The sequence below is a fragment of the Chloroflexus aurantiacus J-10-fl genome, from assembly GCF_000018865.1.
Lineage (GTDB): Bacteria > Chloroflexota > Chloroflexia > Chloroflexales > Chloroflexaceae > Chloroflexus > Chloroflexus aurantiacus.
Genome location: NC_010175.1, coordinates 3,871,097 through 3,895,487, shown reverse-complemented (window position 1 = coordinate 3,895,487; position 24,391 = coordinate 3,871,097). Strand labels below are relative to the sequence as shown.

The 24,391-nt window shown below is 57.7% G+C and carries 20 protein-coding genes; 4 read left to right on the top strand and 16 right to left on the bottom strand.

Features of this window, described 5'->3' with window-relative positions:
- Positions 1–2: 2 nt before the first annotated feature.
- The 11 genes from nuoK to CAUR_RS15225 form a co-directional block, all read right to left on the bottom strand.
- On the bottom strand, positions 3–305 hold the full coding sequence (gene nuoK / locus CAUR_RS15275; protein ID WP_012258758.1) for an NADH-quinone oxidoreductase subunit NuoK: 303 nt from the start codon (positions 303–305) through the stop codon (positions 3–5).
- On the bottom strand, positions 305–811 hold the full coding sequence (locus tag CAUR_RS15270) for an NADH-quinone oxidoreductase subunit J family protein (RefSeq protein ID WP_012258757.1): 507 nt from the start codon (positions 809–811) through the stop codon (positions 305–307). Before CAUR_RS15270 ends, nuoK begins: the two co-directional genes overlap by 1 nt.
- Positions 812–870: 59 nt before the next feature.
- On the bottom strand, positions 871–1,368 hold the full coding sequence (gene nuoI / locus CAUR_RS15265; protein WP_012258756.1) for an NADH-quinone oxidoreductase subunit NuoI: 498 nt from the start codon (positions 1,366–1,368) through the stop codon (positions 871–873).
- 200 nt (positions 1,369–1,568) lie between these two features.
- Complete coding sequence (nuoH, locus tag CAUR_RS15260; RefSeq protein ID WP_012258755.1) at positions 1,569–2,792, bottom strand: NADH-quinone oxidoreductase subunit NuoH; 1,224 nt, start codon at positions 2,790–2,792, stop codon at positions 1,569–1,571.
- Positions 2,793–2,852: 60 nt separating this feature from the next.
- Positions 2,853–5,564, bottom strand: a complete 2,712-nt coding sequence (gene nuoG, locus CAUR_RS15255) for an NADH-quinone oxidoreductase subunit NuoG (RefSeq protein ID WP_012258754.1) — start codon at positions 5,562–5,564, stop codon at positions 2,853–2,855.
- Between the two features lie 58 nt (positions 5,565–5,622).
- Complete coding sequence (nuoF, locus tag CAUR_RS15250) at positions 5,623–6,927, bottom strand: NADH-quinone oxidoreductase subunit NuoF (RefSeq protein WP_015909320.1); 1,305 nt, start codon at positions 6,925–6,927, stop codon at positions 5,623–5,625.
- 48 nt (positions 6,928–6,975) lie between these two features.
- A complete protein-coding gene (gene nuoE / locus CAUR_RS15245) occupies positions 6,976–7,668 on the bottom strand; it encodes an NADH-quinone oxidoreductase subunit NuoE (protein ID WP_012258752.1) in 693 nt (230 codons plus the stop codon).
- 26 nt (positions 7,669–7,694) lie between these two features.
- A complete protein-coding gene (gene nuoD / locus CAUR_RS15240; RefSeq protein WP_012258751.1) occupies positions 7,695–8,930 on the bottom strand; it encodes an NADH dehydrogenase (quinone) subunit D in 1,236 nt (411 codons plus the stop codon).
- A 6-nt stretch (positions 8,931–8,936) separates the two neighbouring features.
- The gene (locus tag CAUR_RS15235; protein WP_012258750.1) at positions 8,937–9,455 is read right to left on the bottom strand and encodes an NADH-quinone oxidoreductase subunit C; all 519 of its coding nucleotides are present in this window, start codon (positions 9,453–9,455) and stop codon (positions 8,937–8,939) included.
- Between the two features lies 1 nt (position 9,456).
- The gene (locus tag CAUR_RS15230) at positions 9,457–9,981 is read right to left on the bottom strand and encodes an NADH-quinone oxidoreductase subunit B (protein ID WP_012258749.1); all 525 of its coding nucleotides are present in this window, start codon (positions 9,979–9,981) and stop codon (positions 9,457–9,459) included.
- Positions 9,972–10,328 carry an NADH-quinone oxidoreductase subunit A gene (locus CAUR_RS15225; RefSeq protein ID WP_012258748.1) on the bottom strand — a complete coding sequence of 119 codons (357 nt, stop codon included), beginning with the start codon at positions 10,326–10,328 and terminating at the stop codon, positions 9,972–9,974. The genes CAUR_RS15230 and CAUR_RS15225 overlap by 10 nt, the downstream gene beginning before the upstream one ends.
- A 334-nt stretch (positions 10,329–10,662) precedes the next feature.
- On the opposite strand from CAUR_RS15225, the gene icd reads away from it, so the two are divergent.
- Both icd and CAUR_RS15205 read left to right on the top strand, forming a co-directional pair.
- Entirely contained in the window at positions 10,663–12,465 is a 1,803-nt protein-coding gene (gene icd / locus CAUR_RS15220; RefSeq protein ID WP_012258747.1) for an NADP-dependent isocitrate dehydrogenase, read from the top strand.
- A gap of 4,048 nt (positions 12,466–16,513) precedes the next feature.
- Entirely contained in the window at positions 16,514–17,068 is a 555-nt protein-coding gene (locus CAUR_RS15205; protein WP_012258745.1) for an REP-associated tyrosine transposase, read from the top strand.
- A gap of 899 nt (positions 17,069–17,967) precedes the next feature.
- On the opposite strand, the gene CAUR_RS15200 is transcribed toward CAUR_RS15205, so the two are convergent.
- On the bottom strand, positions 17,968–19,164 hold the full coding sequence (locus CAUR_RS15200) for an aminotransferase-like domain-containing protein (protein ID WP_012258743.1): 1,197 nt from the start codon (positions 19,162–19,164) through the stop codon (positions 17,968–17,970).
- Positions 19,165–19,251: 87 nt separating this feature from the next.
- Positions 19,252–20,208 carry a D-2-hydroxyacid dehydrogenase gene (locus tag CAUR_RS15195; RefSeq protein WP_012258742.1) on the bottom strand — a complete coding sequence of 319 codons (957 nt, stop codon included), beginning with the start codon at positions 20,206–20,208 and terminating at the stop codon, positions 19,252–19,254.
- Positions 20,209–20,224: 16 nt separating this feature from the next.
- On the opposite strand from CAUR_RS15195, the gene CAUR_RS15190 reads away from it, so the two are divergent.
- Positions 20,225–20,380 (top strand): hypothetical protein, encoded by a 156-nt coding sequence (locus tag CAUR_RS15190; RefSeq protein WP_157866460.1) that lies wholly within the window; start codon positions 20,225–20,227, stop codon positions 20,378–20,380.
- A gap of 75 nt (positions 20,381–20,455) precedes the next feature.
- Positions 20,456–21,025 (top strand): elongation factor P, encoded by a 570-nt coding sequence (gene efp / locus CAUR_RS15185; RefSeq protein WP_012258741.1) that lies wholly within the window; start codon positions 20,456–20,458, stop codon positions 21,023–21,025.
- 491 nt (positions 21,026–21,516) lie between these two features.
- Here the strand turns inward: efp and groL are convergent, their stop codons facing one another.
- From groL to CAUR_RS15170, 3 genes are read right to left on the bottom strand one after another with little or no spacing between them, the layout of a single operon-like run.
- The gene (groL, locus tag CAUR_RS15180) at positions 21,517–23,154 is read right to left on the bottom strand and encodes a chaperonin GroEL (RefSeq protein WP_012258740.1); all 1,638 of its coding nucleotides are present in this window, start codon (positions 23,152–23,154) and stop codon (positions 21,517–21,519) included.
- Between the two features lie 5 nt (positions 23,155–23,159).
- Complete coding sequence (gene groES / locus CAUR_RS15175; RefSeq protein ID WP_012258739.1) at positions 23,160–23,456, bottom strand: co-chaperone GroES; 297 nt, start codon at positions 23,454–23,456, stop codon at positions 23,160–23,162.
- A 58-nt stretch (positions 23,457–23,514) separates the two neighbouring features.
- On the bottom strand, positions 23,515–24,048 hold the full coding sequence (locus CAUR_RS15170; RefSeq protein WP_012258738.1) for a DoxX family protein: 534 nt from the start codon (positions 24,046–24,048) through the stop codon (positions 23,515–23,517).
- Between the last annotated feature and the right edge of the window lie 343 nt (positions 24,049–24,391).

Genomic DNA, 24,391 nt, shown 5'->3' with positions numbered 1-24,391 from the left:
GGCTAGCCCTTCAATGTACTGACTTCATCCACGTCTGCCGTGCGTTTGGTGCGGAAGATGGATACCAGCAACGCCAGACCAACCGCCACCTCAGCAGCAGCAACTGTGATCACAAAGAAGACGATCACCTGTGCTTCCACGCCTAACCGTTCGCGGGCAAACGCCACTAAGGCCAGATTGGCAGCGTTCAGCATTAATTCAACGGCCATAAAAACGACAATCGCATTGCGCCGCAGGAGTACACCCAACACACCAATCGTAAATAAGATCGCGCTAAGCAACACGTAATACGAGGTGGGTACCATCAGATCTTCCTCCCGCGCTGATTCAATACCACCACACCAATCACGGCAATCAGCAAAATGAAGCCGGTCACCTCAAACGGAAGCAGGTAGTCGGTGAACAGCAGTGCGCCGAGCGTCTGCGGATCACTGAACTGCGCCAGAGCTTCACTCTCCGGCGGCGGGTTTGTCGCACCGCCTAAGCCCACCACCACCGAGATAACCAGGAGAGCCAGACCCAATAACAATGCCAACGGCTGCTGCCAGGGAATCTGATCAGGTGTATCTTCAACTTTTTCAGCGCCTAACAGCATCACGACGAAGAGGAACAACACCATAATCGCGCCGGCATAGACGGTGAGCTGAATAGCAAAAAGAAACGGTGCGTTTAATAACAAAAAGAGTACGGCAATTGCTGCAAAGTTTAACAGTAAGAACAATGCGCTATGTACCGCGTTGCGTGAGACCAGCATCGCAACTGCACCAATAATGGCGATCAGCGCGGTTATCAAAAACAGGATCAATTCCATACGCTACGCTCCGCTTGCCCGTAGGCGTCGAACAGTATCAGAACCGTATCGACCAGCATTTACAGATCAATCTTTGCCGGTGGACTTGGCTGGCGATTGAGTTGAGCCAGAATCGGTGGTGGATCGCCGTGTCCCTTATCTGGTGGCACCAGCAGCATCTCTTTTGTATAGATGGCAGCCCGACGGTCGTAGAAGCTCAACTCGTATTGATGCTCCAACACAATGGCATTGGTCGGGCAGGCATCCTCGCAGTAGCCACAGAAGATACAGCGCAACATATTGATCTCGTAGACGGCCGCATATCGCTCACCGGGTGAACGCGGATTCTGCGGATCGTTTTCCGCCGGTATCACCAGAATTGCGTCAGCCGGGCAAGCTGCGGCGCAGAGCGCACATCCAATACAACGCTCCTGACCGTTGGCGAAGCGCTTCAGTTCGTGACGGCCGCGAAAGCGCTCGCGTACCGGGCGTTTTACTTCCGGGTATTGTACCGTCACCGGCCGCTTGAACATGTAGCGCAGCGTCGTTCCTAAACCTTTGACCAGTTCTTTGATCATGAGCCATTCCCTTTCAGCAGGCAAACCTGTTCGACTGCCGTAACGGTTTCGCGTCAATGCAAGCAACGTACCCTTATCGCCACAAGGATGATACCGGGAACGAACAGTTGCTATTGTGAGATTGCTTTGCAGCCATCGTGCCTGTCTATCGCTGCCGGCAAACGGTACTACAGCATAGCAGGCTCATTCGATTGCTGTGATCAATTCCCCTGTGGTATCTGAATGTCGTTGACTAGTGTAACATTATCAACCGGCTTGGGTGTCCGATTGAAGCCAATGGCGATGGCAATTGTCAATGCACCTAACCCAAACAGTACCCACGAATGGACAACGCGATCCGGGATCAGCACAATAACCACAGCAGTGTAGACCAGATTGAGCAAACCAACCGGTAGGAGCCACTTCCAGCCCAAATCCATCAAGCGGTCGTAACGCAGGCGCGGCCAGGACGCACGTATCCAAACCGAGATGAACAGGAAGATGACCACTTTGAGCAGGAAAGCACCGAGCGAGACGATCCCAAACACGATGCTGCCCGCCACCGGCCCGGCCAGTGCCGTCACTCCACGACCAAGAATGTCGAGTCCGGGGAAGTGCCAGCCGCCAAAGAAGAAGGTGACGGCCAGGGCAGAAACGGCGATCAACTTGATATATTCGGCCATGAAGAAGAGCGCAAACTTCATCGAACCATACTCGGTGTTGTAACCACCGGTTAGCTCTTGCTCTGCTTCAACCAGATCAAACGGAGCCCGTACTACTTCCGCTGTAGCCGCAACCATATACAGTACAAAGCCGAGCAACTGCGGAATGATCCCCCACAACCAGCCCTGCTGTTGAGCGACGATCTCGTGGGTCGAGAAGGTGCCATACGTCATGACTACGCTGAGCACAGCACATCCCAACGCCAGTTCGTATGAAATAAGTTGCGCCGACGAGCGGATCCCGCCGAGCATTGAATATTTATTGTTTGAAGCCCAACCTGCCAGGGTAATGCCGTAAACGCCGATACTGGTCACGGCCAACACATACAGGACACCGATATTCAGATCGGTAATTTGCAGGATATTCCACAGATTGGTACGTGCCGGATCGTAACACGCCTGATAATCCCAGTTCAGATTTAGACACCCAAACGGGATGACAGCCCAGATAATCAGCGCCGGAATAACCGCCAGTGCTGGCGCGAGCAGATAAACCGGCTTGTCGGCCATTGCCGGCACAATATCCTCTTTGAAGAAGAGTTTGACCGCATCGGCAGCCGGTTGCAGAAATCCGGCCGGCCCGGCCCGGTTCGGTCCAACACGATTTTGCAGGCGCGCCAGAATCCGCCGCTCAAAAAGTGTCAGATAGGCAAAGGCAGTGGTTACAGCCAGCGTGATAATAAAACATTGGATAACGATAATCAGAATGGTGAGCCAATCCATAAGCGCTCCCTGTGTGCGTATCCGCCGAACAGGATGTTTCGGGCGGATACGCCTGTGCAGTTATTCCATCACCACCTTAGCCAGACTAACCCGTGTCCGTGGCCCGGTCTCAATGTCAGCAGCCATGACGTCGGCCAGACCAGCCGGCAACAGAACGATACCTGCCGGCAAGTCTGCCAATACCCGCGCCGGTATCACCAGTTCACCCGCTGCCGAAATCAGACGTACCCGATCACCGCTGTGAATATTCAGCTTTGCGGCATCCACGCTGCTGATCGCAGCATAGCCGGGCGGAATCAAACTCTGTAGCTTCGAGCCACGGAGATGGCGATCACCGTCATAGGCCAGTACCTGTTCGAGCAGCAGTAATGGCCGATCATCGGCAAAGCGTGTCACGGCACCGGTGAATGTCAGATGGAGTTGTCCTTTCCCTACCAGTGCAGGCAATACCAGACCAACACCCTCGGTATTGGTGTAGCTCGTCCCATCATAGTAGAAGGCATCGTCGAACTGGCGACCCCAGGTACCACCGGTACCGGTCGCAGCCAACGCAGCATGGGTAACACCGGTATAACCGGGCACCTGAGCGGCAATTTCAGCAGCGACATCAGCGGCTACGATATATGACCAGGACTCGGTTGTAACCGGAATCGGTCCATTTCGCCCGCCACCAATCGGTACCATCGCCAGTGCCTGCGCCACGGCAGCGACGATCTGCCAGTCAGGTCGAGCTTCACCAACCGGTGCACAGGCCTGCCGCGAACGTTGTACTCGCCGTTCGGCATTGGTATAGGTTCCTTCCCGTTCAGCCACGCTGGCTGCCGGCAAGACAACATCGGCAAATTCAGCACTGGCCGTCAGGAACAGGTCTTGCACAACCACAAATTCAGCCGCTTCGAGCGCTGCCCGCGCCGCAGGTAGCTTCGCTGCCGGATCGACCCCGGCCAGCCAGATTGCCCGTACCTTCCCCTCTTGAGCTGCGTTCCAGATACCGGTGGCATCAAGGCCACGCTGTTTACGCGGAGTGTAGCCGGGACCGGCATCAGGGCGGACACCCATCTCGATGGCACCACGGCTGTTACCACCCGGCAGCAGGGCGATGATGCCGTTATTGGCCGTGCCGGCACGCCCGCTCAGCAGCATCAGCGCAGCCAGCATTTCGGTGAGAGCCGAGCCAGCACTACGCGCTTCCCATCCGTAGACAATCAGGCTCTGGCCAGCGGACAGAAAATCTTTAGCCAACTGCGTCAACTCATCGCCGGTCAGATTGCAGGCTGCTGCCAGATCGCCAAGCGAAACTCGATCCAGCATTGAACGCACCTTATCCCAACCCGGTAAGCGTTCGAGCAGCGGTGAGTGCGCCCCCTGGGCAAGCGCAGCCTTGAGCAACCCCTGAGCGAAGGCCAGTTCTCCCTCTGGCGCGTAGCGCACCACCCGGCTCGCCGAGCGCTCAAGTTTCGTTGGTCGCAGACCGGCCACGACCAGCTTACCACCGCGTTGGGCAATTCCCCGCAGGCGAAGCATATAGAGTGGTGCTTCTTCTTCGGGATCAGCACCAACTACCAGCACCATCGTTCCGGCACCCAACTGACTCAGATCGGTTGCCGGACCAGGAGCAAGCCAGCCACCAATCTCATCAGGCGGCAGGGCAGTCGGCCCACCAATGCCGGTATCAATATTCTCGCTTCCCAGCTCACGGAGCAGTTTTTGGAAGAGATACAAATCTTCGTTGCTAAGCTGTGGCCCGGCCAGACCAGCCAGCGCCTGCCCACCGTGACGCGCTCGAATGATTGTCAACTGATCGGCCACAAACTCAAGCGCTTCGTCCCAGCTTACCGGCACCAGCGTACCATTGCGGCGCACCAGCGGTGTGGTAAGCCGATCAGGCGACTCAATAAAGCGATGACCGTAACGACCCTTATCACAGATCCAGATATCGTTTACCGCCACATTTTCGCGCGGCATCACCCGCATCAGCCGGTCGTGACGCATATCAAGGCTCAGGTTACAACCAACCGGGCACAGCGTACAGACCACCGGCTTGCTTTGCAATTCCCACACGCGAGCTTTAAACCGGAAATCGCTGCTGGTCAGAGCGCCGACCGGACAAATATCGGTCGTATTACCGGAAAACTTACTATTGAACGGCGGATCCGACTTCGAGATAATCATCCAGTTGCGGCCACGGTTATCGAAGCCAAGCACCGGATCGTCGGCAATTTCATCCTGGAAACGCACACAACGACCGCAGAGAATACAGCGTTCACGGTCGAGATAGATGAGATCGCCCAGCTTGACCGGCTTCTCGAAATGCACTTTATCGTTGTAGTCGAAGCGCGAGACGGCCGGACCCCAGCCCATCGTCAGATTCTGCAACGGGCATTCGCCACCCTTATCACAGACCGGACAATCGAGCGGGTGAGAGGTGAGGAGGAACTCAAGAATGCCACGCTGGGCAAATTTCACCTCTTCGGTGGTGGTCTTGACGACCATCCCCGGACTGACCGGTGTTGTGCAGGCGGTCTGCAACTTTGGCATCATCGCGATCACCGGCTGGCCATTGGCATCGACCACCGGCTGACGGGTAGCCGGATCAACCTTCGGCGTCCCAACCTGCACCAGACACATACGACACATGCCTACCGGCTTCAGGCGGGGATGGTAACAAAAGACCGGGATGGCAATCCCTGCCTGACGGGCAGCATCAACAATATTGGTACCAGCAGGTACAGTTACCTGCACTCCATCAATGGTAAGCGTCACATCTGGCATTGCACGTTACCCTGTTCTACGACGCACACCGACACACTGCGGCGTACTGACGATCTGTCTAGCGATGGACGGCGAGCGGAATATGATGACCGTTACGGCTGCTACTCCGCTTGACCAGTGCTTCAAACTCGTGGGGGAAGAGCTGCAATGCACTCTTGATCGGCATAACTGCACTCTCGCCGAGCAGGCAGAAGCAATTACCGGCCATCTGGCGATAAATGCTGTGCAGGGTATCAATATCGGCAGCGGTGGCATGCCCCTCTTCGACCATACGGTGGAGCGTGCGGACCAGCCAATGGGTACCTTCACGGCACGGCGTACACTTGCCGCAGCTCTCGTGCTTGAAGAACTCGTCCATTTTATACGCGACATGCGGTGCCGAAACGGTATCGTTCAGGACGATCACAGCACCTGAACCGAGCATCGAACCGGCAGCCGCGACACTTTCGTAATCGAGCGGCACATCGAGATGATCGGCGGTCAACCATGGCGCAGAAGCACCACCGGGAATGATAATCTTTACCGGACGGCCGCCCTTCATCCCACCGCCGTACTCCGGCGACTCGATCAGCTCGCGGAGCGGAACGCCAAACGGTAATTCATAGTTTCCCGGGCGGTTGACATGGCCGCTGAGTGAGAAGCACTTGGTACCGGGACTCTTTTCGGTGCCATGCGAACGGTACCAGGCCACCCCCTTCTCGACGATCCGCGGCACATTGGCCAGCGTCTCAACATTGTTGATAATCGTCGGTTTGCCATACAGACCGGCAACCGCTGGGAAGGGCGGTTTCAGACGCGGCTGACCAATCTTGCCCTCCAGCGACTCCATCAGAGCCGTCTCTTCGCCACAGATGTAGGCGCCGGCACCGCGATGCACGTAAATATCGAGATCAAACCCCGTGCCAAAGATATTTTTGCCTAGAAAACCGGCTTCGTAGGCCTGGGCAATGGCCCGTTCCAGGGTGCGGGCAGCAGCGGCAAATTCACCGCGCATGTAGATATAGGCAGTGTTAGCCTCAATCGCATAGGCCGACAATGCTACCCCTTCAATTAATTGATGGGGATTTTTATCAATAATCTGATGATTGTTGAACGTCCCTGGTTCAGACTCATCGCAATTGCAGAGCAGATAACGCGGGTAGACACCTTTGGGCAGGAAACCCCACTTTATCCCGGTGGGAAAGCCGGCCCCACCGCGACCACGCAGACCGGAGTCCTTCACCATCTGTACAATATCGGCTGGAGTCTTCTCGGTCAGAGCGTAGCGATAAGCTTCCCACCCACCATGACGGCGATAAACGGCAAAGTCGGAAATGTCGGGAATATCGAGTTCCCGCATCACAATATGTTCACTCAGCCCCATCGAACCCAACTTTCTAGCGCACCAAATGGCGAACATCCCGGCGCATCATCACAGCGGCGAGGCCTTCCGGGTTTCCGGGCGATCAATACCAGACTCAGCCTCTGGTACCACCGCCGGCGGTGGCGTAACCTCAGTGACCGGTGGTTCGGTCACAAACTCACGTGGCCGGTAAGGTGAAAACCGTTCAATCTGAACCAGACGACCATCACGGGTAAATTCATAATCTTCAGCGAAACGACCACTCACCCCCCGCTTGCGTGCTTCGGCGGCACGTGCGCGCAGGTTGTTGAGCAACACTTCGACCCGTTCGGGAGTGACATCGTACACATAATCAAGATTGGCCTGCAACACCGGTGCCCGATCACATGCCGCCAGACACTTGACGCGCTGGAGGGTAAACATCCCATCGGCAGTCGTCTCTTCCTCACGAATGCCGAGCGCCTGTTTCAAGGCGGAAATCAACTCCTCGGCACCACAGAAACAACAGGGAACGTCATCACAGACCTGCAACACCCAGGTACCCACCGGGCGATCATAGAAGAGGGTATAAAAGCCAACCACCTCGTAGACATCGGTTGGCGGCAGATCAAGGATGGTCGCCACTTCCCGAATTGCCTCATCGGTCAGATAGCCGTAGGTATCCTGAGCGAGATACAGCAACGGCAACACTGCACTACGCTTACTGGCGTAGCGCGCCACGATTGCCTCAATCTCAGCCTGATGTGTTTCGAGCAGAGTCACGTTTTCCTCCGCAGTATGATAGTCGGTTAGCGATCAACCTCGCCCAACACCGGATCGAGGCTGGCAATTAACGCGACCAGATCGGCAACCATCCGGCCCTTCGCCATATGAGCCAGACTCTGCAAATTGATAAACGACGGCGCCCGGAAGTGAACACGCCACGGTTTCGGGCTACCATCACTCACCACATAACAGCCCAGAATACCACGCGGCGACTCGATGCTCACGTAGGCATCACCCCGTGGCGGCTTGAAACCTTCTGTCCACAACTTGAAGTGATGGATAAGCGACTCCATGCTCTCGGTAATCTCGCGCTTTGGCGGTGGGGCAACCTTTCGATTCGAGGTCACAACCGGGCCAGGCCCCAACTCACGCAAACGCTCGGTCGCCTGCTGCACAATCTTCACACTCTGGCGCATCTCGGCGATACGCACTCGATAGCGGTCGTAAATATCGCCATTCTTGCCAACCGGTATCTCAAACGAGTAGGTCTCATAGCCGCTGTAGGGCATCGCCTTGCGCACATCATACGCAACGCCGGTAGCCCGTAGATTGGCACCGGTCAGGCCCAGCGCAATCGCCGATTGCGCATCAATGACACCAACACCAACGGTTCGTTCGAGCCAGAGCGGGTTGGCAGTGAGCAAATCCTCGTACTCATCAATCCGTGATGGCATAACAGCGAGGAACTGCTCGACCGTCGGGATAAAATCGGATGGCAGATCGTAGGCCAGGCCACCGATCCGAAAATAGCTGGTCATCATGCGCGCCCCAGAGACCAGCTCAAAAATATCGAGAATCTGCTCGCGCTCGCGGAAAGCGTAAAGGAAGACACTCATCGCCGCCAGATCGAGGGCGTGAGTGCCGAGCCAGACCAGGTGCGATGAAATACGTTGCAACTCGGTGAGCAAGACCCGTGCAATCTGAGCACGCTCTGGAATCTCAACATCGAGCAGCTTTTCAACTGCCAGAGCATAACACAGATTATTGGAAAGCGGAGCCAGATAGTCCATCCGGTCGGTCAACACAACCGCCTTCTGGTAGGTCTTGCTCTCCATCGTCTTTTCAATGCCGGTATGGAGGTAGCCAACGTCAGGCGCGACATTCACCACCACCTCACCGTCAAGTTCCAGCACAAGCCGCAGCACACCGTGGGTACTGGGATGATGCGGCCCCATATTCAGCACCATCGTCTCGGTGCGTCCAGCCACAGCCGGCTCAATGATCTGCTGCGGTGTGGGTACAGTGATCGGTTCGGTCATACGCGGCTACTCCCTCACGAACGGCTTACGAGCGTAAATACGTTCCTGATTGAACGTAAACGCAATCTCTTCATCGCCAAGCGGATGATCCTTGCGGAGCGGATGGCCGACCCAATCGTCCGGCAACAAAATGCGGGTCAGCGACGGATGGCCGTCAAACCGGATGCCAAGCAGATCGAACGTCTCGCGTTCCTGATAATTGGCCGTCGGGAAGAGTGGCGTCAGCGACGGCACCGTTGGTTCAGGCTCATCACAACCGACTTTCAAACACACACGATGACGATGGCGCATACTGGTCAGATGCGCGACCACTTCAAAGCGCGGCTTGCGTCCGAGGTAATCAACCCCGCAAAGATTTTCCAGGAACGTATAGGCAAGATCAGGGTCATCGCGCAAAAACTGAGCCGCAGCCAGATAGCCCTTGGGCGTGAAGGTCAGACTCAGATCGCCGCGAAACTCATTGACAGCCAGAATCTCGGCCGCAAACCGTTCACGTAATGCAGCAAGCACCGTTTGATTATCCATACTACTTCACCTGCACAAGCGGCTGATCAATGCGGATGGGAGATTCCTTCTTGCCACTGATCTTCTCGCGCATCACCTTTTGATGCAGCATCATAATGCCGTCGATCAACGCTTCAGGGCGGGGCGGACAACCGGCGACATAGACATCAACCGGAACCACCTCATCAACCCCCTGAACGATGGCGTAGTTGTTAAAGATACCACCACAGGCGGCGCAATCACCCATCGCAATCACCCACTTGGGTTCGGGCATCTGATCGTACAGGCGACGCACAACCGGCGCCATCTTCCGCGACACACGCCCGGCAACAATCATCAGATCGGCCTGGCGGGGCGAAGCGCGGTTCAATTCCATGCCAAAGCGCGAGAGGTCGTAATTGCTCGCCTGCGCGCCCATCATCTCGATGGCACAGCAAGCTAGACCAAAAAGCAAGGGCCACATCGCATTTGTCCGGCCCCAATTAACAACCGTCTCGAGCGTTGTAGTCACAATCCCAAGATTACCAGCCTTCTCCTCTATTCCCATCGCAACGCCCCTTTCTTCCATTCATAGACAAAGCCGACGAGCAGCACCAGGAAAAAGACTCCCATGGCGGCAAGACCGGCAGGGCCGAGCTGACGAAACACCAGTGCGAACGGGTAAAAGAACACCACTTCAATATCGAAGACGATGAAGAGCATCGCTACCACATAAAATTTCACCGGAATGCGTCGGATTGCCGGCCCAACCGGATCCATACCCGACTCGTAGGGCGCCAGCTTGCGTGGCGTGCTGCGACGCGGGCCGAGCAGGGCAGACAACGTGATCACGAACGCAGCAATGAAAACAGCGATGAGAAACAAGATCAGTACCGGAACATATGACTCAAGCATAGACGGCCTCTCAGCGTGCAATCGCAGAACCTACCGACGCGGATGGCGGTGTCAAAGGAATTATACCTGTCTTCAAGGTTGTGTCAATCAGCACGAACTATGAAAATTCTTCGTGCAACAAATCGCAAAAACCTTTGCAAGTAATGACATGAGATGGATGCAGATCGACCGGCAATAATCATGATGCCAGATATGCATGAATTCAGTGCAGGAGGTGGGCAGATGTTGGGCAGCAGAACGGGATTATATCGCATGGTAATAGTGGTCAAGACAGCGATTGTCGGCTATAATACAGGCCGCAATCTATTGTAAGGCATGTTTAAGGAGAGTAACCATGAAACCGACGCCAGCAGGCGAAGCCATTCAAATCAGCAACGGGCGCTTGCAAGTACCCGATCATCCAATTATTCCATTCGTAGAAGGTGACGGTACCGGACGTGACATCTGGCGGGCAAGTGTACGTGTCTTCGACGCGGCGGTTGCACTGGCTTACGGCGGAAAGCGTAAGATCGAGTGGCTTGAGGTGTTGGCAGGCGAAAAAGCCTTCCACGAGACGGGTAACTGGCTCCCCGACGAGACAATTGAGACGTTTCAGAAGTACCTGGTCGGGATCAAAGGCCCATTGACAACCCCGGTCGGCGGTGGCATTCGCTCGTTGAACGTTGCCTTGCGCAAGCATCTCGATCTCTACGTCTGTCAGCGGCCGGTTCGCCATTTTGCCGGTGTTCCTTCGCCGGTCAAGCACCCGGAGAAGGTTGATATGGTTATCTTCCGTGAGAACACGGAGGATGTTTACACCGGCATCGAGTATCGCGGCGGTAGCGAAGAAGCGGCGAAGATCATCGCATTTTTGCAGCGTGAATTCCCGAAGGATTTCGACAAGATTCGCTTCGGCACGCCTGAAAAGACTGATGAATTCCGCCAACTGATCGGCGAAGAACCGGAAGGAAAGATTGAGGTTGGCATCGGTATCAAGCCAATCAGCCGCATTGGTACCGAGCGCATCATGGCAGCGGCTATTCAGTACGCCATTACCTACAAGCGCAAGAGCATCACCCTGATGCACAAGGGTAACATCCAGAAATTCACCGAGGGCGCTTTCCGCGATTGGGCCTATGAATATGCTGAGCGGGCCTTTGGTGATTATGTCTATACGTGGGCACAATGGGAGCGCACGAAGGCTGCGCGGGGTGAAGCAGCGGCGAATGCCGAGCAGAAAGAGGCGCTGGCCGCCGGTAAGATTCTGGTCAAGGACGCAATTGCCGACATTATCTTCCAGCAGGTTCTGACCCGCCCCGATGAGTTTGATGTGATTGTTGCGCCGAACCTCAACGGCGACTACCTCTCTGACGCCCTCGCGGCCCAGGTCGGTGGCATCGGGATCGCCCCTGGCGGTAACATCAATTACGTCACCGGTCACGCTATCTTCGAGGCTACCCACGGTACGGCACCAAAATATGCCGATCTTGACAAGGTCAACCCCGGCTCAGTCATTCTGTCGGGTGAGATGATGCTGCGCTATATGGGCTGGACGGAAGCCGCCGATCTGATTATTGCCGGCCTCGAGCGCACCATTGCCGACAAGACGGTGACATACGACTTTGCCCGTCTGATGGAGGGCGCGCGCGAGGTGAAGACCTCGGAGTTTGCCAGCCTGATCATTGCCAACATGGAGAAGATCGTTGCCGGCGATGTGCCGCATCCCACCCCGACCTTCGGCCCGGAGATTCTGCGCCGTGCCGATGGCCGTGTTTACCCGCACGGCAGTGTTGGTGCGGTGATGACACGGGCGGTGGTGGCGGTACCGGCGGAAGCCTCGCTCCGCGAGACATCGATCTATATGCGTGGACGTGGCATCCATTCGGTGATTGTCAAACCCGACGCCAGCGGCGAATGGGGCATTATGACTATGCGTGACGTGTTGAAGAAGGTCGTGCGCGAGGGCCGGGCCATCGATGGTTTGACCGTCGGTGATCTGACGAGCCGGCCATTGCTGAGTGTTAGCCCGGATACGCCGATTACCGAATGCGCAGCGTTGATGGTCGAGCGCAATATTCGCCGGCTGGCGGTATTTGAGAATGGCGAGCCGGTTGGGATTATCTCTGAGACTGACATCTTCAGCCACGTGGCGGAGTAGGCCGGATATAACAGGGGTAATGTTCGGGCAGCCTGGATGTCATTAGAGCGCATCCGCAGTATTCTGACAGGCGGGGTAGGTGAAGGCAATAGCTTCACCTACCCTCCTTCCTTTTCTCTACAGATGTGCTTGTAGCAGGTATGTCAGTGCATACGTTGCCGGGCAGAACTCGTGGGTAAGATGTAAGTAGAACTCATTTCATAAAAGCTGTGCTATCGTGCTACTGTCGCCCAAGTGCATGAACGCTTGGCAATCACCCCTGTCCTGTTGGCAGAGAGCAGCTCCAGTCGTGACATCACGCACTGGAGGGTTGCCTTGCCCGCTCGTCACGCGCTTGTCGCAACGTTTGGAGTGCGGCAGCCATGCTGCCGCAGCAGCCGTGCTTACGATCCTGCGCGTGGTACGCCGTTGACCCTCATTGTCGCGGTCGCGGCTATGCATTACCCATGACTGGTGTCAACCACGTGCGTATCAGCGGGTATGATCGCTAGGGGTGCTGTTGTGGGCGACTAGCCCGGTGGCAGTGCACCGCTCCAGCCGTGCCAGCACGTGCTGGATGGATTGCCGTACCCGCTCGTCATGCCGTGTCGCGCAGTTTGGAGTGCGGCAGCCATGCTGCCGCACTGGAGGTTGGCTGTTTCGTGGACGCAGGAGGGATGACGAGAGTCGGGAGCAGATGCTGGTGACTCTCGGTTGCGTGCTGGTGGATGGGTCGTTTGGGGGGTGAGAAGGCCGCTGGCCCCCCTACGCCCTGGCCGCCGCGCGTGCGGCGTTGGTCAGGGCGATGATCGTGTGCTCTTTTTTTCAGCCAATCGTCCGTGGACGTCGTCCAAAGCGACCGACATTCCGCCGTGCCCCACAGGGCGGCCCGGTAGCTGCGCCACAACGTGGTGAAACGCCACCGCTGTGCGCCCCGCCACCAGCGTTCTGGTCGGGTGGGCCCACGGATCCATCCCCACGTGCGGCGTGCGTGCACCCACCTCGTGCCGGGAAGGGTCAGCCTGCGTCGCGGAGTCTGCGTGCTGTCGATCCCGACCACAGCGGGGTCGTAGTTGGAACTCCGCTTCAGCGTCTCACGAACGAGACCCGCGGTCAGGGTCGCTTCGTCGAACCGTGACCGACTGACCAGGCGGGAGCACGCCGTCCCGTCCGTGTCGGGCTTGCCGAGCGCGAGCAGCACCTGGGTGACGGTGTGCCTGGCAAACGCAACCAGCTCGCCAACCAGCAGCGCCACCGCCCGCCGGAATGTCCGCTCCTGGCGACATGCCGGGCGGTGGGCCGCGATGATCTGCATCAGGGTGGCGAGTACCACCGGAACCATGGCCGTGGGGGTGGGGGACTGCTTCCTGGGCATCGCGTGCCTCCTGGCTGCTAGTCGTGGTCATAACCTTGTACGATACCATATACCATGCTGGTACCCGCATGGCACGTCCCTCCCAGAAAGGGCCAAAGTCCAGTGCGGCAGCATGGCTGCCGCACGCCATACTTGCGCTGACCGCATTGCCGGACGAGCACTCGCGGCAGCATGGCTGCCGCACGCCATACTTGCGCTGACCGCATTGCCGGACGAGCACTCGCGGCAGCATGGCTGCCGCACGCCATACTTGCGCTGACCGCATTGCCGGACGAGCATTCGCGGCAGCATGGCTGCCGCACTCCAAAAACGGCAATCATTTCGCTGCCAGGGCATTTTTGGCGTACACGTTGTTCGCGTGGCCGGTGTGAGATGCGTTCGGCGGTGAGGAGGGGGGGGCGGCAGGGTGGCCGGTACACGCCATCCTGCGCTGACCGCATTGCCGGACGAGCATTCGCGGCAGCATGGCTGCCGCACTCCAAAAACGGCAATCATTTCGCTGCCAGGGCATTTTTGGCGTACACGTTGTTCGCGTGGCCGGTGTGAGATGCGTTCGGCGGTGAGGAGGGGGGGGCGGCAGGGTGGCCGGTACACGCCATCCTGCGCTGACCCGCCTGCCGGACGAGCACTCGCGGCAGCATGGCTGCCGCACTCCAAAAACGGCAATCATTTCGCTGCCAGGGCATTTTTGGCGTACACGTTGTTCGCGTGGCCGGTGTGAGATGCGTTCGGCGGTGAGGAGGGGGGCGGCAGGGTGGCCGGTACACGCCATCCTGCGCTGACCGCATTGCCGGACGAGCACTCGCGGCAGCATGGCTGCCGCACGCCATACTTGCGCTGACCGCATTGCCGGACGAGCATTCGCGGCAGCATGGCTGCCGCACTCCAAAAACGGCAATCATTTCGCTGCCAGGGCATTTTTGGCGTACACGTTGTTCGCGTGGCCGGTGTGAGATGCGTTCGGCGGTGAGGAGGGGGGGGCGGCAGGGTGGCCGGTACACGCCATCCTGCGCTGACCGCATTGCCGGACGAGCACTCGCGGCAGCATGGCTGCCGCACTCCAAAAACGGCAATCATTTCGCTGCCAGGGCATTTTTGGCGTACACGTTGTTCGCGTGGCCGGTGTGAGATGCGTTCGGCGGTGAGGAGGGGGGGGGCGGCAGGGTGGCCGGTACACGCCATCCTGCGCTGACCGCATTGCCGGACGAGCACTCGCGGCAGCATGGCTGCCGCACGCCATACTTGCGCTGACCGCATTGCCGGACGAGCATTCGCGGCAGCATGGCTGCCGCGCTCCAAAAACGGCAATCATTTCGCTGCCAGGGCATTTTTGGCGTACACGTTGTTCGCGTGGCCGGTGTGAGATGCGTTCGGCGGTGAGGAGGGGGGGCGGCAGGGTGGCCGGTACACGCCATCCTGCGCTGACCGCATTGCCGGACGAGCACTCGCGGCAGCATGGCTGCCGCACTCCAAAAACGGCAATCATTTCGCTGCCAGGGCATTTTTGGCGTACACGTTGTTCGCGTGGCCGGTGTGAGATGCGTTCGGCGGTGAGGAGGGGGGGGGCGGCAGGGTGGCCGGTACACGCCATCCTGCGCTGACCCGCCTGCCGGACGAGCACTCGCGGCAGCATGGCTGCCGCACTCCAAAAACGGCAATCATTTCGCTGCCAGGGCATTTTTGGCGTACACGTTGTTCGCGTGGCCGGTGTGAGATGCGTTCGGCGGTGAGGAGGGGGGGCGGCAGGGTGGCCGGTACACGCCATCCTGCGCTGACCGCATTGCCGGACGAGCACTCGCGGCAGCATGGCTGCCGCACGCCATACTTGCGCTGACCGCATTGCCGGACGAGCATTCGCGGCAGCATGGCTGCCGCACTCCAAAAACGGCAATCATTTCGCTGCCAGGGTATTTTTGGCGTACACGTTGTTCGCGTGGCCGGTGTGAGATGCGTTCGGCGGTGAGGAGGGGGGGCGGCAGGGTGGCCGGTACACGCCATCCTGCGCTGACCGCATTGCCGGACGAGCATTCGCGGCAGCATGGCTGCCGCACTCCAAAAACGGCAATCATTTCGCTGCCAGGGCATTTTTGGCGTACACGTTGTTCGCGTGGCCGGTGTGAGATGCGTTCGGCGGTGAGGAGGGGGGCGGCAGGGTGGCCGGTACACGCCATCCTGCGCTGACCGCATTGCCGGACGAGCACTCGCGGCAGCATGGCTGCCGCACGCCATACTTGCGCTGACCGCATTGCCGGACGAGCATTCGCGGCAGCATGGCTGCCGCACTCCAAAAACGGCAATCATTTCGCTGCCAGGGCATTTTTGGCGTACACGTTGTTCGCGTGGCCGGTGTGAGATGCGTTCGGCGGTGAGGAGGGGGGGCGGCAGGGTGGCCGGTACACGCCATCCTGCGCTGACCCGCCTGCCGGACGAGCACTCGCGGCAGCATGGCTGCCGCACTCCAAAAACGGCAATCATTTCGCTGCCAGGGCATTTTTGGCGTACACGTTGTTCGCGTGGCCGGTGTGAGATGCGTTCGGCGGTGAGGAGGGGGGCGGCACACGCCATACTCTACTGACCGGCTATCTGGCTGTCACGGGTGGTAAGATAGTGTTCGTGCATCAGGAGTCAGGTGATATACTCTGATTGTCGAACAAGTATGCACCCCTGAACTGTGCAGGTTGACAAGCCGATGTTATGGAACAAGATACCAGCATGATCACGTGGCATCACAGTCCAGCACACCTCTTTGTGCCAAATGCGTTTTACATCGTCACGGCTTCTACGCTATGCCATCAGCCCTTGTTCAACTCACCACAGAAATTGCATATCCTGCAAAGTACTCTCTTCGAGATTATGCAAGCATACAATTGGCGATTACAAGCATGGGCTGTATTCTCCAATCACTACCACTTTATTGCTCAGTCGCCTGAAGATAGCAGCTCGTTAAAGCCCCTTATCCAACGGTTTCATTCTCAAACTGCACGAGCGATTAATGTTTTGGATGGGAGTAAAGGTCGCAAGGTCTGGTTTCAATACTGGGATACTTGTCTAACCTATGAACAAAGTTACCTGGCACGCCTGAATTATGTTCACAACAACCCTGTCAAACACGGGCTAGTCGCGAGTGCCGAGCAGTATCCCTTCTGTTCAGCTACATGGTTTAACGAACGTGCTCCAGATGCATTGCGAAGGAAACTAGCAACGATACCGTATGACAACATCGATGTACCAGAGGTACATTGTTGTTGATGTGATCCAGGAGAAATAGTCTCAGCCAAAGCCTGATATGGACGTTGGTCCTTGAACGGTATCGTTGCCTATCTCAGCATCGCTGCTGCATCCACCGTGCCAAGTAGCACATCTGCGTCGTCGGCCCCGATGTCTGAGACGGTGGGCATCGCTGCAGGGCACCCGTGCTGCCTCACGAATGCACGTAGCGCCAGTTTGGCGTGCAGCAGCATGGCTGCCACACGCCAAAGACGGCAATCACGGCGTGGCAGGTGGTGCATGGCGGGCAGGTTGTTTGTGTGGACGGAGGACGGTGGGTGCAGCAGCATGGCTGCCGCACGCCATACTTGCGCTGACCGCATTGCCGGACGAGCATTCGCGGCAGCATGGCTGCCGCACGCCATACTTGCGCTGACCGCATTGCCGGACGAGCACTCGCGGCAGCATGGCTGCCGCACTCCAAAAACGGCAATCATTTCGCTGCCAGGGCATTTTTGGCGTACACGTTGTTCGCGTGGCCGGTGTGAGATGCGTTCGGCGGTGAGGAGGGGGGGCGGCAGGGTGGCCGGTACACGCCATCCTGCGCTGACCCGCCTGCCGGACGAGCACTCGCGGCAGCATGGCTGCCGCACTCCAAAAACGGCAATCATTTCGCTGCCAGGGCATTTTTGGCGTACACGTTGTTCGCGTGGCCGGTGTGAGATGCGTTCGGCGGTGAGGAGGTGGGTACAGCAAGGTGGCTAGCACAGGCCATCCTGCACTGACCGGCCTGGCGGAGGAGCACTCGCGGCAGCATGGCTGCCGCACGCCATATTGGGCCAACCGCATTGCCGGGTGGGCACGGGGGAAAGAAAGGGCATCGAGCACTTTATGTGGTGTGCTCGATGCACGAAGAGATGAGTACGATTTTTTTTGAACTCCTAGAGATCGGCAAAGGCCGAGCCAATAATCGCGATTGCTTCTTCGATCCGCTCGCTGCTCTGGAAGCTGAAGGCGAGGCGCATTGCATTATCGCCACGCTCTCGTTCGACGAAGCAGGCGGTGCCGGCCAGAAATTCTGCTCCACGGGCCCGCGAGGCTTCGAGTAAGGCACGGGCACTTACCCCCTTTGGCAACTGGACCCAGATGAAGAAGCCACCAGCGGGCATGACGAAGCTGGCTTCTGCCGGAAAATGGCGCCGAATGGCCGCTGCCATTGTTGCACACTTGACTGCGTAGTGCTGGCGAAGGGTGGCGATGTGCCGTTCGAGGCGACCATCGGCACAGAAGCGGGCAACAAGCCGGGTGATGAAGGGGCCGGTGGTGCCTTCGGCCTTCACCATCAGCAGGCGGTCGATGATCTCGCGGCGGGCATGCACCCACCCAATCCGTAAACCAGGAGCCAGGATTTTGGAGTAGGTACCCACCCGAATGACCCAACCATCTTGATCAAGGGCAGCCAGTGAAGGCAATGGTTCGCCAGCGAAGCGGAGATCAATGTAGGCATCGTCTTCAACGACCGGTACCCCGTATTCCGCTGCCAGATCAACCAATTGCCGACGACGGGGCAGAGTCATGGTCACGCCGGTTGGGTTGTGGAAGGTGGGAATGGTGTAGATAAATTTCGGTCGCTGACCATTTGCCGCCAGGTCGCGCAAGGTGTCGGCCAGCATCTCAACGTTCATACCTTCCTCATCGACCGGGATGCTGATCAGACGCGCACCCGACTGAACAAAACGCCGCACTGCACCGAGAAAGCTGGGTGCTTCAATGATTACGATGTCACCCGGCTCTACGAATATCTCCGGCAGAAGCGCCAGAATCTGCCCGGAGCCGTAGCCAACCAGGACATGTTCGGGTTGGGCGGCCACACCTTCAGCCTGTAAGCGAGCCACAATCTGATCGGTCAGACCAGGATAAGACATCGCATAGTTCAGTGACTCGGCAGCTTCGTAAGCCAGTACTTCGGCTGCGGCAGCCATCAGCTCGGCACGGGGAAAGAGTATCGGATCGGCCAGCCCATACGACAGGCTGATCAGGGGACGCACCGGTTCACCGGCAGCACCAAACAGGGGCGGCACTACATCGCGCACCCGGCTGGCGAAGAGTGCTTCGAGGCGGTCGGTCGTTGAGGTCATGCAGGCGTTCTCCTCTTTAACTATAGCGATTGGTACAACAGGTATCTGCTCGTTGTTTTCAGAATAACATGGATAGTGTGTACTGGACTAATACCCGGCCTGTTTGTCCACAACATTGATCATTGGCTGTTGTTGGAGAAACGCTCGTAGATTGGTAGCGAAGAGATCAAGGGTACGCGACCGGATGTGCGGCGAACTCCAGGATACGTGAGGAGTAACAAAGACGTTCGGTAGCGTCCAGAACGGGCTATCCGGGGGTAGTGGTTCCTGCGCAAACACATCGAGGCCGGCACCGGCAATCCGCCGTTCGCGCAGCGCCTCAATCAATGCTGCTTCGTCGATGATTTCACCGCGGGCAATGTTGATCAGATAGGCATCAGGCTTCATCAGCGCCAGCTCTGCTCTGCCAAACATGTGGCGTGTTGCCGGTGTGAGCGGGGTGGCAATGACAACAAAATCGGCTGCCGGAAGTAATGATCGCCATTCACCCTCACCAACAACGCGCTCGACGCCTGGGGTTGGGCGTGGGGTGCGGCGCGATCCCCATACCCGCATCCCGAAGGCACTGGCACGTTCGGCAATGGCCTGTCCGATCTGGCCCAGGCCGATGATCAGCATCGTGCTGCCGGCCAGCTCTCGCAATTGCAGGTCCTGGTCGCGCCAGCGATGGGCAGCCTGCAACTGGTGCAGATGAAGGGCCTGTTTGACATGACTCAGGGCAAAGAGCATGACAAACTCGCTGATCGGGATGGCATGCACGCCGGCTGAATTGGTCACGATAATATCACGTTCCAGCACTTCGGGAATGAGCGAGCCGTCTACGCCGGCACGGGGAATGTGCAGCCAGCGCAACGCCGGCATCTGTCGCACCAGACGTGCCAGTTGTTCACTGGTAAAAAACCAGCGTAGAAGGACCTCGGCATCGTCGATAGGGGCTTCTGGTTGACCATCACGGTCGTACCAGACGATTGTGGCATCGGGGGCAACCGCAGCAATGCGCGGGAGAAGTTCATCACGTAGCAGGCCCGGCAAGACAAGCTTCATAAGAATGTGCTCCTGTATGGATGAAGCCTTAAACGGGATCGATTTAGTTGCTATTGTACCTGAGACCGGTTATTACCTGATCAGTCAAAAGATGGGTATGGAAGAGCACGCAGCGGTCGCAGAGGGGTTTCTTCGCCACCCAACTTGCGCAGAATCCCGAATCAGCCTATAGTGGTAGCATTCGCCGGGCAACGGTGGTTTCCCGGCTTGTGTGTTGTTATGTAAACAAAACAAGGAGTATATTGAGATGGCTGCCGGAACAACCTCTGATTTGCGCAACGGAATTGTGATTCGTTACAACAACGACCTGTACCAGGTGGTTGAATTTCAGCACGTGGCGCCGGGTAACTGGCGGGCGTTTGTCCGCATGAAGCTTAAGAGCCTGACGACCGGGAAAGTGATTGAAGATCGGGTACGCGCCGGCGCGGAAATCGACATCGTGCGGATCGAGCGACGACCGATGCAGTATCTCTACCGCGAGGGTGATAGCTTCATCTTCATGGATAACGACACCTTCGACCAGATTCCGGTTTCGGCGGATCTGGTTGGTGACGCGGTGCGCTTTATGAAGGAGAACGAGACGGTCGATCTGGTCTACGACGCGGAGAAAGATACGATTATTGGCGTCGAATTGCCGATTTTCGTCAACCTGAAGGTCGTCGAGACGACCGTTGCCGTGCGCGGCGACACTGCGACCAATGTGACCAAGCCGGCGACCCTGGAGACCGGTGCCGTGATTGAAGTGCCGGCATTTATTAACGAAGGTGATGTGTTGAAGATCGACACCCGCACCGGTGAGTATATTACGCGGGTGTAGTGCGGTAAGCAGGGGGGGCGATCTGTCTGAGATCAAATCTGCCTGACACTGCACCTCTTGCGGGTTATCAGAGCCGTACAGGAGTGCGGCCAGGCGAGCGACACGCCCCCACCCTAACCCGCCCCCGCTGGGGGCGGGAACTCCAGTGCAGATGGCTCCCACTGTCACGAGTTTGTTCAGGATTGCAATAGCCTGCTGGAAGCAGACACGATGGGCTGTGTCTATTGGAAGTGATTCGGAGGCACGCTCCTTTAGGGGAATACCAACACGTACGCACTACGGTGTAGCGCTCAAGGGTGCAACGTGAGGGAGATGACTGGTAGCGTGCAATAACTTCTACTAGACCAGACTTGATGTGATATGCTGTGCAGGGGCACAACACCCCTTGCACAGCGTGACTCAGCAGATCATAAAGGTCAGTACGAACGCAAAACGTGCGCATGTCGGGGATTTGCGACATGCGCACGTGTCATTGTGCCTACCGGATTGGATTAGAAGTCATCGTCCGGCATCGGTGGCGTACCGTTCTTCTTCTTCGGTTCGGGTGCATCGACGATCAGGGCCTCGGTGGTCAGCACCATCCCGGCAACGCTGATCGCATTTTCGAGAGCGGAGCGCACTACCTTCGCCGGGTCGATAATGCCGGCCTGCATCAGATCGACGTAGGTACCGGTCATCACATCGTAGCCGTAGTGGTTGTTGTTATGCTTCCGCTGCTCGTTGCGAACATTCTCGACCACCACTGAACCATCTTCACCGGCATTGGTGGCGAGCTGGCGCAGTGGCTCTTCGAGCGCCCGCCGCAAGACATTGAGCGCCATCCGCTCTTCTTCAAACTGGGTCGTGACATTATCAAGCGCCGGGATCGCATTCAGCAGGGCAACACCACCACCGGGCACGATGCCCTCTTCGACCGCAGCCCTGGTTGCGTTGAGCGCATCTTCAACGCGAGCTTTGCGCTCTTTCATGGCCGGTTCGGTCGGTGCGCCAACCTTAATGACGGCGACACCACCCGACAACTTCGCCACCCGCTCTTGCAGCTTCTCGCGGTCGTAATCGGAGGTTGTGGTTTCAATCTGCTGCTTGAGCTGGGCAATCCGGGCCTGAATGGCCTGCTTGTCGCCGTGACCTTCAACGATAACGGTGTTATCTTTGTCGGCCTTGACCCGGCGGGCACGACCAAGGTCTTGCAGGGTCGCGCTTTCGAGCTTGCGACCGATCTCCTCCGAGATGACGGTACCACCGGTGAGGATAGCAATGTCCTGGAGCATGGCTTTGCGCCGATCACCGAAGCCGGGCGCTTTCACGGCCAGGGCATTGAGCGTGCCACGCAGCTTGTTAACGACCAGGGTCGCCAGCGCTTCACCATCAACATCCTCGGCGATGACCAGCAGATCCTTCTTCCCGCTGCTCAGCACTGCCTCGAGGATCGGCAACAGATCTTTGATCGCGCTGATCTTCTTGTCGGTGATCAGAATGTATGGCTCATCGAGCACTGCCTCCATGCGGGCAGAGTCGGTGATGAAGTAGGGCGAGATATAGCCGCGGTCGAATTGCATACCTTCGACCAGCTCGTGCTCGAGATGCGTGCTCTTCCCTTCTTCAACCGTTACGACACCATCGCGGCCAATCTTGTCCATCACCGTAGCCAGCAGTTCACCGACTTCGGCATCCTGGGCCGAGATGGTAGCGACATTCCGAATCTCATCACGGGTTTTGAGCGTAATCGCCTGCTCTTTGATACGAGCCACCAGCGCCTGACCACCCTTATCGAGGCCGCGTTTGAGCAGCATCGGATTGGCACCGGCTGCAACCAGCTTCAAGCCTTCGTTGATGATGGCCTGGGCCAGAACGGTTGCCGTCGTCGTACCGTCACCAGCAACATCATTCGTCTTGACTGCGGCCTGCTTGAGCAACTGCACGCCGAGGTTGGCAAACGGATCTTTCAGTTCAATCTCTTTGGCAACGCTCACACCATCGTGGGTTACCGTCGGGGCACCCCACTTCTTGTCGAGCGCAACATTGCGGCCACGTGGGCCAAGGGTCGTCTTGACAGCCAGAGCCAGCGTATCAATACCGTGTTTCAGCGCTGTACGAGCTTGCTGATCAAAGATCAGTTGCTTCGCCATACTGCTTACTCCCCTTCAATGATACCGAGAATATCCTTCTCCTGGAGAATCAGGTATTCCTCATCGTCAATCTTAAATTCCGTACCGGCATATTTGGCGTAGAGCACGTGCTGACCGACCTTAACACTCATCGGGATCAGTTTGCCGTCATCAGCACGGCGACCTGGACCCACCGCAATCACTTCACCCTCCATCGGGCGCTCTTTGCTTGCGGTATCGGGCAGGAAAATGCCGCCTTTCGTCTTCTCTTCACGCGGCTTTGGTTTGACTACAACCCGATCATTCAACGGTTTGACGTGCACAGACGACCTCCTCATTATTCAGGGTTGGGGGTAGTGTCCAGGCACTACCCCACCTTGCCTAATGAGCGGCCTGACCAGCACCACTCGCCGCAGCCATCGTCGTGCGCGACTGCCGGCGCAGGAGGGCGAAGGCCAGACCGGCCAACACGAGGATCAGGCCAATCCAGAAGGTTTGTGGCTGCGGAAGGGCGATACCGAGAGCACGGTCGAGCGTGTAGGCACCGGGTTCCCACAGCCCCATTACCGCGGCCAGGACAAGGAGAACGATATTGTATTCACTGCCCCCATTGCTAATCCACAGTCCGTGTGACCAGTGGACGAGAGCGATTGCCGCGATCATAACGGCAATGATTGCCAGTGAGCCAAGCGGATGGAAGAGGCCGAGGGCAAAGAGAAGACCGCCGCCAAACTCAGCCAGACCGGCCATTAGTGCCCAGAAACGTGGTGCACGTATTCCCATACCTGCCAGCCAATCGGCGGTTGCCCGCAGGCCATGACCACCGAACCAGCCGAACAGCTTCTGGGCACCGTGCCCCATCATGAGCAGCCCAACAACCAGTTGCAGGATGAGCAGACCCAGATCCATCGTCATGGCACACCACCTCCTTGATCGTCAACGTACATCGGCGCAGCGCTCTGCGTCGGGCCGATGCAGCGATGATGATGCAAAAGGTGTACGTCTTTGTAGATAAAAAACCGATGTTAGATAGTCATCAGCGCTGTGTTAGCAATATATTAGAAGTGTGAAGGAGAGATACCGACGAAGTCGGCGAGCCGGCGACGCGCGCTCCCAGGGTCAAGGCGAGGCCTATGCATTACCCATAACTCGAATACTGCATAGCTCGCATGCGGGAGTGGGGGTGATCGCCGGCGAGTCGGCGGGTTACAACCCTGCCTCACTTCCTTGAAGCCCCTGCGGGGTTGGCCTGCCCGCG

Coding starts and splice junctions, on each gene's coding strand:
- CAUR_RS15205 (WP_012258745.1), top strand. CDS start 16,514: ATGGAACAAGATACCAGCATGATCACGTGGCATCACAGTCCAGCACAC.
- groL (WP_012258740.1), bottom strand. CDS start 23,154: ATGGCGAAGCAACTGATCTTTGATCAGCAAGCTCGTACAGCGCTGAAA.
- CAUR_RS15270 (WP_012258757.1), bottom strand. CDS start 811: ATGGAATTGATCCTGTTTTTGATAACCGCGCTGATCGCCATTATTGGT.
- CAUR_RS15195 (WP_012258742.1), bottom strand. CDS start 20,208: ATGAAGCTTGTCTTGCCGGGCCTGCTACGTGATGAACTTCTCCCGCGC.
- CAUR_RS15200 (WP_012258743.1), bottom strand. CDS start 19,164: ATGACCTCAACGACCGACCGCCTCGAAGCACTCTTCGCCAGCCGGGTG.
- CAUR_RS15225 (WP_012258748.1), bottom strand. CDS start 10,328: ATGCTTGAGTCATATGTTCCGGTACTGATCTTGTTTCTCATCGCTGTT.
- nuoK (WP_012258758.1), bottom strand. CDS start 305: ATGGTACCCACCTCGTATTACGTGTTGCTTAGCGCGATCTTATTTACG.
- CAUR_RS15190 (WP_157866460.1), top strand. CDS start 20,225: ATGGATGAAGCCTTAAACGGGATCGATTTAGTTGCTATTGTACCTGAG.
- CAUR_RS15170 (WP_012258738.1), bottom strand. CDS start 24,048: ATGACGATGGATCTGGGTCTGCTCATCCTGCAACTGGTTGTTGGGCTG.
- CAUR_RS15230 (WP_012258749.1), bottom strand. CDS start 9,981: ATGGGAATAGAGGAGAAGGCTGGTAATCTTGGGATTGTGACTACAACG.
- CAUR_RS15235 (WP_012258750.1), bottom strand. CDS start 9,455: ATGGATAATCAAACGGTGCTTGCTGCATTACGTGAACGGTTTGCGGCC.
- icd (WP_012258747.1), top strand. CDS start 10,663: ATGAAACCGACGCCAGCAGGCGAAGCCATTCAAATCAGCAACGGGCGC.
- nuoG (WP_012258754.1), bottom strand. CDS start 5,564: ATGCCAGATGTGACGCTTACCATTGATGGAGTGCAGGTAACTGTACCT.
- efp (WP_012258741.1), top strand. CDS start 20,456: ATGGCTGCCGGAACAACCTCTGATTTGCGCAACGGAATTGTGATTCGT.
- nuoF (WP_015909320.1), bottom strand. CDS start 6,927: ATGGGGCTGAGTGAACATATTGTGATGCGGGAACTCGATATTCCCGAC.
- nuoH (WP_012258755.1), bottom strand. CDS start 2,792: ATGGATTGGCTCACCATTCTGATTATCGTTATCCAATGTTTTATTATC.
- nuoD (WP_012258751.1), bottom strand. CDS start 8,930: ATGACCGAACCGATCACTGTACCCACACCGCAGCAGATCATTGAGCCG.
- nuoI (WP_012258756.1), bottom strand. CDS start 1,368: ATGATCAAAGAACTGGTCAAAGGTTTAGGAACGACGCTGCGCTACATG.